Origin of the sequence: Collinsella aerofaciens (genome assembly GCF_040915425.1) — a bacterium.
Lineage (GTDB): Bacteria > Actinomycetota > Coriobacteriia > Coriobacteriales > Coriobacteriaceae > Collinsella > Collinsella aerofaciens_BW.
The window spans coordinates 1-7,469 of the sequence record NZ_JBCPDN010000083.1 but is presented as its reverse complement, the minus strand read 5'-3'; the positions used below and the strand labels follow the sequence as shown (position 1 = coordinate 7,469).

At 58.3% G+C, this 7,469-nt stretch carries 6 protein-coding genes, 1 tRNA gene and 1 pseudogene; all 8 read left to right on the top strand.

The features are described 5' to 3' along the window. Positions 1-327 precede the first annotated feature (327 nt). Positions 328-402 (top strand) — tRNA-Gly (locus AB5164_RS09345). A 425-nt stretch (positions 403-827) separates the two neighbouring features. Beyond that, positions 828-2,174, top strand: coding sequence for an adenylosuccinate lyase (gene purB, locus AB5164_RS09340; protein WP_368143287.1), 1,347 nt, complete (start codon positions 828-830; stop codon positions 2,172-2,174). Positions 2,175-2,302: 128 nt separating this feature from the next. Continuing rightward, positions 2,303-2,566, top strand: a complete 264-nt coding sequence (locus tag AB5164_RS09335; RefSeq protein ID WP_117848466.1) for a TIGR03905 family TSCPD domain-containing protein — start codon at positions 2,303-2,305, stop codon at positions 2,564-2,566. Next, positions 2,566-3,777 (top strand): twin-arginine translocation signal domain-containing protein, encoded by a 1,212-nt coding sequence (locus AB5164_RS09330; RefSeq protein ID WP_138341070.1) that lies wholly within the window; start codon positions 2,566-2,568, stop codon positions 3,775-3,777. The genes AB5164_RS09335 and AB5164_RS09330 overlap by 1 nt, the downstream gene beginning before the upstream one ends. A gap of 153 nt (positions 3,778-3,930) precedes the next feature. Beyond that, the gene (locus AB5164_RS09325) at positions 3,931-4,653 is read left to right on the top strand and encodes a response regulator (protein ID WP_006236208.1); all 723 of its coding nucleotides are present in this window, start codon (positions 3,931-3,933) and stop codon (positions 4,651-4,653) included. Between the two features lie 11 nt (positions 4,654-4,664). Continuing rightward, positions 4,665-6,230 carry a sensor histidine kinase gene (locus AB5164_RS09320; RefSeq protein WP_040360026.1) on the top strand — a complete coding sequence of 522 codons (1,566 nt, stop codon included), beginning with the start codon at positions 4,665-4,667 and terminating at the stop codon, positions 6,228-6,230. Positions 6,231-6,348: 118 nt separating this feature from the next. Further along, positions 6,349-7,227, top strand: coding sequence for a phosphoribosylaminoimidazolesuccinocarboxamide synthase (locus AB5164_RS09315; protein ID WP_035136481.1), 879 nt, complete (start codon positions 6,349-6,351; stop codon positions 7,225-7,227). Further along, positions 7,228-7,469 (top strand): annotated as a pseudogene (locus tag AB5164_RS09310) (hypothetical protein); the annotation flags it as partial.

Sequence of the window (7,469 nt, the reverse complement as noted above, 5' to 3'; positions counted from 1 at the left end):
GTGGACAGAGTGCGTGGGTGCGTTGGACATGGCTGCTCCTTATCCCTCGTGCGCCGCACGGGGAGGCTGCGACGCGTAGGATGAGGCTACCCCCGAGGTTCATGCGGGTAAGTACCGGAGCCTGACCAAAAGCTTGCCCAATTCCTGACAAATTGAGCTCAAATACAACAATCAAGCAAAAGTGCAGGTAGAAGATAGGGAGAACAGGAAGTCAAAGGTCCTCGTCTCCACAATTGACGTGATTTTCAAACGAATCTCCACAGCTAAAACAAGCATCACCACCCTTGTATCGAACAAGACAACCGCGTTATACTAGCCAACACACAAGCGGGCATCGCCAAGTGGTAAGGCATCAGCTTCCCAAGCTGACACTCGCGGGTTCGAGTCCCGTTGCCCGCTCCAGTAAAAAGCACAAGCACGGCAGCGTTACGTTGCCGTGCTTTTTACTATCAAGCGCCGGGACTCGAACCCGCCAGGGTGCGAGCGTTAAGCAAACGCGAAGCGTTTGTAGCGAGCAGGCGAAGGCGCCGACAGGCGCCTGAAGCCGGTGAGGTTTTGCGAAGCAAATACGCGGACGTCCCGTTGCCCGCTCCATGGAGCAAGGAAGATTTCGGGAATGGTAGATTCAGCCCGCTTTGCTCCCACACTTCCCCGGATCTCGGTATGCCACTGAAGCCGGTGCGGTTTTGCGAAGCAAATGCGCAGACGTCCCGTTGCCCGCTCCAATTCCAAAATGTTAGGTTAATGCCTACTGCCCATACTTGCACCTGCGCACGGTACAATGGTTGGGTTACGACCAACGTGCCAATAACCAAAAAGGAGCCGCTATGATCGATCGCTATACCCGCCCGGAGATGGGACACATCTTCTCCCTCGAGAACAAGTACGCCATTTGGCAGGAGATCGAGGTTCTGGCCTGCGAGGCCCAGGCGGAGCTCGGCAAGATCGGTATTTCCAAAGACGAGGCCCAGTGGATCCGCGACCATGCCAACTTTGAGAAGGCGAAGGTCGATGAGATCGAGGAAGTCACGCGCCACGACGTCATTGCCTTCCTGACCAACATGAAGGAATACATCGATGCCGATGTTCCCGAGGGCAACCCCAAGCCCAGCCGCTGGGTTCACTATGGCATGACCAGCTCGGATCTGGGCGACACGGCCCTGTGCTACCAGCTCACCCAGGCCTGCGACCTGATCATCGAGGACGTCAAGAAGCTCGGCGAGATTTGCAAGCGTCGCGCCTTTGAGGAGCGCAACACGCTCTGTGCCGGCCGCACTCATGGCATCCACGCCGAGCCGATGACCTTCGGTATGAAGTTTGGCTCTTGGGCCTGGGAGCTCAAGCGCGATCTGGATCGTCTTGAGGACGCCCGCAAGAATGTTGCCTTCGGTGCTATCTCGGGCGCTGTCGGCACGTACAGCTCCATCGAGCCGTTCGTCGAGGAGTACGTCTGCGAGCACCTGGGCCTGGTCCACGATCCTCTGTCCACGCAGGTCATCAGCCGCGATCACCATGCCTACCTTGCCGGCGTGCTTGCCACTACAGCGGCCACCTGTGAGCGCATCGCTACCGAGGTTCGCAATCTACAGAAGACCGATACGCTCGAGGCCGAGGAGCCGTTCCGTAAGGGCCAAAAGGGCAGCTCAGCCATGCCGCACAAGCGCAACCCCATCACCATGGAGAAAGTCTGCGGTCTGTCGCGCGTCGTGAAGTCCAACGCCCAGGTTGCCTTCGATAACGTCGCCCTGTGGCACGAGCGTGACATTTCGCACTCCTCTGCCGAGCGCGTCGCCCAGGCCGATAGCTTCATCGCCCTCGACCACATGTTCCAGTGCCTCATCCGCGTTATCGACGGCCTGCAGCTGTATCCCGCCCGCATGATGGCCAACCTCAATAAGACCCGCGGCCTCATCTTCTCTTCCAAGGTACTGCTCGCCCTCGTCGACACGGGCATCACCCGCGAGGACGCGTACGCCATTGTGCAGGAGAACGCTATGGCAACCTGGCACGAGGTACAGGATTGTGTCTCCGGCCCCACCTTTAAGGAGCGTCTCGAGGCCGACCCGCGCTGCACCGTCAGTCAGGAGAAGCTCGACGAGATCTTTGATCCGTGGGACTTCCTCACCCGTATCGACACGGTCTTTGATCGTCTGGAGCAGCTGAGCTTCGAGTAGGTTCGGGCATAACGTTAGCTTTTTAGGGCGCTTTGCTGGTAATGTGTGTTGCCGGCAAAGCGCCTCGTTGCATTTAGGGAAAGACGGGGATAATAGTCGTTTCGAATAACATTCTGAGAGGGGATCGCATGATTTCGTTTGATTACAAGCCTCAGGGCGTGTGTGCTCGCAATATTCACCTTGACCTTTCCGATGACGGCAACAAGGTGATGGGCGTTGAGTTTACCGGCGGCTGCGACGGCAATCTCAAGGCTATCTCCAAGCTGGTCGAGGGCGCTCCTGCCGATCGCGTAATCGAGGTTCTCGCCGGTAATACCTGCGGTATGAAAAAGACCTCCTGCGCCGACCAGCTTACACGCGCTATCGAGGCCGCTCGCGCCGAGATCGCCTAATGGGTATCGCCGATCACATCAAGAACGGAATATCGCGTCGCGGCTTTGTACTCGGTGGGGCTGCCGCGGGCGCTGCCACGGTGCTTGCCGGATGCTCGAAAAAAACGGGTACCAGCGATGATGCCGCCGGCGAGCCGCAGGTTATCAAGGACGATTCCAAAATCATCTCGATTACGGATGAGTATGAGGCAGTCGACATCGATCTTGAGCCGGCGGCGTCGTGGACGCTGCCTCTGGGTACGCTGCTGTACTACTGCGACGGCGATTACGCCGCGGCGATGATGGCGCCCGCATCGGCACTGCACGCCAACACACTCGGCGTGCTCAACCTGGGCGACGGTTCGCTCACGACGCTTATCGAGGACCCCATCGAGGGCACGGGATATGCATTCTACGATGTCCGTGCCGGCGACGGCGTATTCGCGTGGGTTGAGATGAACTTTGCCAATTCATCGTGGAAGCTCTACGCTCAAAATCTGTCGGGCGCCTCGCTCTCTGGCGACGTGGTTGAGCTCGATCGAGGTGGCAAGGACTACGATCCGCCGCTGTTTACGGCGTTCGGGTCATCAGTCATCTGGTATAAAATGCCCTCGGCAGGTGGCAATAAAACGAGTAGCGATTCGTTTTGCTATCGTCGCTCGCTTGATGAATCCAAGGCCGAGATAATTTGGAAATCGACGGGTCGCTTTGCATCGGCCCCGCGCGCGAGCGACGGCATTTTGACCATCTCGCCGCGTGTCCGCAACGACGAGGGCGTCTACTACGGCATAACGGCAATCGATTTGACCGACGGCAACAACACCAAACGTGCCCAGCTAGTCCTTCCCTCGTCAGTCTCGCCTTTCGAGGCCGTATATATGGGCGATACCTTCGTGTTTTCTATCGAGGCGGCCTATAGTGGCGTGGGCAGCCTGGGCAACATGGGCACGTATATCGGTAATGAGGGAGGGCCGTATCTCTTCCTGTCCCGTGAGCCGCTCGCATGTGCGGCTGGCAAGAAGAATAAATACCTTGTTAAGGTACAGGCGTCGCATTTCCTGATCGACACCTCTGCCAAGACCTATGGCTCGCTGCTGTCGCCCGACCGCGCTTTGGAGTATGGCGATTATCCAGCTACGGCGGGAAAATCGGACTCATTCCTTACGTACGCCACGGTGCGCAACAGCCAGGGTATACCAGAGACGGTCACTGCACGCCTATTCTCTCTTTAAGCTTAGAGGGGTTAAAAAGGCGCCAACAGGGGAATAAACGCGTTGTAATTGTGAGTACCGCCCGCCGAGCTGCCGCGTCATAGCGGCATCCGGCGGGCTCAGGTGCGTTAAAATGGGCTTGTTCTTAGCTAATTGAGACAGGGGGGCCGTGTTATGGCTTCAGATGCAAAAAAGATTCTGCTGGTCGAGGATGAGAAGGCAATCCGTGACGCCGTCGCTGCCTATCTCGAGCGCGAAGGCTACTGGGTTGTGGGCGTCGGCGACGGCCAGTCCGCGATCGAGGAGTTCGAGAAGCATCAGTTCGACCTGGTCGTGCTCGACCTTATGCTCCCCAAGATTCCCGGCGAGCGCGTTTGCCGCACCATTCGCGATACCTCGGATGTCCCCATCATCATGCTGACGGCTAAGGGCGAGATCGAGGACCGTATTATCGGTCTTGAGCTCGGCGCCGACGACTATCTGATTAAGCCGTTCTCGCCGCGCGAGCTCGTCGCCCGCGTTCGCGCTCTGTTCCGCCGTGCCCATCAGGCCGATGAGCCCGCCGTCGAGGTACTCGACTTCGGCGATCTGGTCATCGATATCTCGGGCCACAAGATCTTGGTCGAGGGCAAGGAAGTCGATCTGACGGCTTCCGAGTTTAAGCTGCTCACCACGCTTGCCCGCCATCCCGGCCGTGTGTATAACCGCATGGAGCTGGTCGAGAAAGTGCTCGGGTATGACTTTGAGGGCTATGAGCGCACCATCGATAGCCACGTGAAGAATCTTCGCGCCAAGCTGGGCGATGATCCCAAGAAGCCCAAGTGGCTCTACACCGTCCATGGTGTCGGCTATCGCTTCGAGGCTCCGGCCAAGACCGATAAGTCGGACGAGAAATAGGGAAATCACATATGACACCTGCGCGCTTTGAAATCGGACAAAAGCACAAGCAGGAGAGCGAGGCGGGTTCCAAGGCTAGTTGGAACACGCCTCGTTCCGATTCACGGCCAACGATGAGCTATCCCTCGCGCATGGCACTTGCTTTTGCTCTGACATCGCTCATGACGGTATTGGTGCTGGTGGGCGTTGTCTCTGTTGTGTGGGGCACGGTCTTTTCGGATTACACACGCTCCAATATCGTCGAAATCGCAAATTCCGCTGCCGAGAAGTTGGCAACCTCATATGAGGAAAACGGCTCTTGGACCGCGGGAGAACTGCGCACGGTCGCAACGTCGAGTTTGGTTTCCGACGATCTGGGCATGCAGGTCGTCAATAAAAAGGGCGTGATCGTTTATGACGATTCCTGGCCCTCGGCAAGCGCCACCGCCGATGTACGCGAAAACCAGGCTACGACCGACGACACGAGCGGCAAGAGGGCATCGCATAGCCCGGTCTCGTCTGCTCCAACCGACTCCGATAGCGTTGCTAACGTCGAGATTGTAACGTCTTCCGGCGAGCATGTCGGACAGGTAAAGCTGTGGGCCATCGGCTCCGACGCTCTGCTCACCAAGGCGGACTCTGCGTTTAGGGAGAAGACCTTTAACGCCATGGCCCTCGCCGCGGTTGTTGCAATCTGCATTTCGGTCGTTATCGGATCGCTCGTGTCGCGCATGCTCACCAAGCCGATTCATCGCATCACCAGTACCGCAAAGCAAATCCGTGACGGCGACCTGTCGGCTCGCACGGGACTGCGCGGTGATGACGAGATCGATCAGCTGGGTGAGACCTTCGATGAGATGGCCACTTCGCTCGAGAAGGATATGAAACACGAGAAGCGCCTGACCTCAGACGTTGCACACGAGCTTCGCACGCCGCTTATGGCCATGCTCGCAACGGTCGAGGCCATGCAGGATGGCGTGTATCCCACCGACGATGAGCATTTGGAGACCGTTGCTTCCGAGACGCGTCGCCTGGCTCGTCTGGTGCAGCAGATGCTCGACCTGTCGCGCATGGAAAACAGCACGGCTCCGCTCAACCTTGAGCCGGTGGACATGGTTCCTTTTGTGCGTTCCATCGTCAATGCCCAGGAGCGCCTGTTTGTCGACCGCGATCTGCGCCTGCGTTTTGCGGACGAGACCCAGGGTCACGACGATGTCGTCGAGGCCGATCCCGACATGATCACGCAATGTGTTATCAACCTCATGAGCAACGCCATGCGCTACACCCCCGAGGGCGGTTGGGTCGTGGTGTCGGTGCTCAGTGACCGCAAGCACGTCAGCATTGCCGTTTCTGATACCGGCATCGGTATTGCCAAGGACGATTTGTCGCGCATCTTCGGGCGGTTTTGGCGCGCCGATGCCAGCCGCGCCCGCGAAGCTGGCGGCCTGGGCGTTGGCCTCGCCGTGACCAAGCAGATCGTCGAGCGTCACCATGGCTACATATCCGTGGAGTCGGAGCTTGGAAAGGGTACGACTTTTACAATTCATCTGCCCCGCGAGCACACGGCAGACGCGGCATCTACTACAATGGAGCACTAGCTTTTCGCTATTCGGTGAAGGAGGGGCCGCGTCCCTGCCGCTCCGAGTTTGCGAAAACATGCGGGAAAGAACCCGCATTTCTGTCGTATTTAGGTAAGGAGTGACTCACGTGACAACGATGGAGCGTCGTCCGGATTCCCGTGGCAAGGTTCGTGATATTTACGATGCCGGTGAAAACCTGCTGATGGTCGCCACCGACCGCATTTCTGCGTTCGACTTCATTCTTCCCGACGAGATTCCGTTTAAGGGAGAGGTACTCAATCGCATCTCGGCATTCTGGTTCGATAAGTTTGCCGACATCGTCCCCAACCATCTCGTTTCCATCGACCCGGCGGATTTCCCCGAGGAGTTTGCTGAGTATCGTGACTACCTCGCTGGCCGCGCCATGCTGGTTAAGAAGGCCCAGACGATTCCTATCGAGTGCATCGTCCGCGGCTATCTGACCGGTTCGGGCAAGAAGACCTACGACGAGAACGGCACCGTCTGCGGCATCCAGCTGCCTGAGGGCCTGACCGAGGCTTCCAAGCTTCCTGAGCCGCTGTTCACGCCGTCCACGAAGGCCGAGATCGGTGACCACGACGAGAACATCTCGTTCGAGCGTTGCTGCGAGATCGTGGGCGAGGACATCGCCACGCAGATTCGTGACCTTTCCCTCAAGATCTACAAGGCTGCCGCCGAGTACGCCGCGACCCGTGGCATCATCATTGCCGACACCAAGTTCGAGTTTGGTGTTATTGATGGCAAGGTCACGCTGATCGACGAGTGTCTCACGCCCGACTCCAGCCGTTTCTGGCCTGCTGCCAGCTACGAGGAGGGCAAGATCCAGCCTAGCTACGACAAGCAATTCGTCCGCAATTGGCTCAAGGCCAACTGGGATATGACGGGGGAGACCCCGCACCTGCCCGCCGAGGTCATCGATGGCACGTCCGAGCGCTATCGCGAGGCCTTCCAGATCATCACGGGCTCCCAGTTCACAAGCATGAAGGAGAACGCATAAGTGAGTACCCGTAGCGCCACGAACAAGCGCACGCAATCCCACGAAGTTACCGGGGTTGCGCGCAAGTCTGCCGCATCTGCTAAGCCCGCCCGCCAAGCAGCGAGCTCCGTTCGCGTCGTGCCGGCTTCGTCTAAGGCACGCCGCAAAGAGCTCGAGAAGGGCGAGAACCTCGAGGGCCTCTCTAAAGAGGAGAAGCGCGCCCGCAAGGCTAAGCAGCGCGCCAAGGAGGACCGCATCTATAC

Bases quoted from the DNA above. Each gene is read 5' to 3' on its own strand.
- AB5164_RS09330 (WP_138341070.1), top strand. From the start codon at position 2,566: ATGGGTATCGCCGATCACATCAAGAACGGAATATCGCGTCGCGGCTTT.
- AB5164_RS09315 (WP_035136481.1), top strand. From the start codon at position 6,349: ATGGAGCGTCGTCCGGATTCCCGTGGCAAGGTTCGTGATATTTACGAT.
- AB5164_RS09325 (WP_006236208.1), top strand. From the start codon at position 3,931: ATGGCTTCAGATGCAAAAAAGATTCTGCTGGTCGAGGATGAGAAGGCA.
- AB5164_RS09320 (WP_040360026.1), top strand. From the start codon at position 4,665: ATGACACCTGCGCGCTTTGAAATCGGACAAAAGCACAAGCAGGAGAGC.
- AB5164_RS09335 (WP_117848466.1), top strand. From the start codon at position 2,303: ATGATTTCGTTTGATTACAAGCCTCAGGGCGTGTGTGCTCGCAATATT.
- purB (WP_368143287.1), top strand. From the start codon at position 828: ATGATCGATCGCTATACCCGCCCGGAGATGGGACACATCTTCTCCCTC.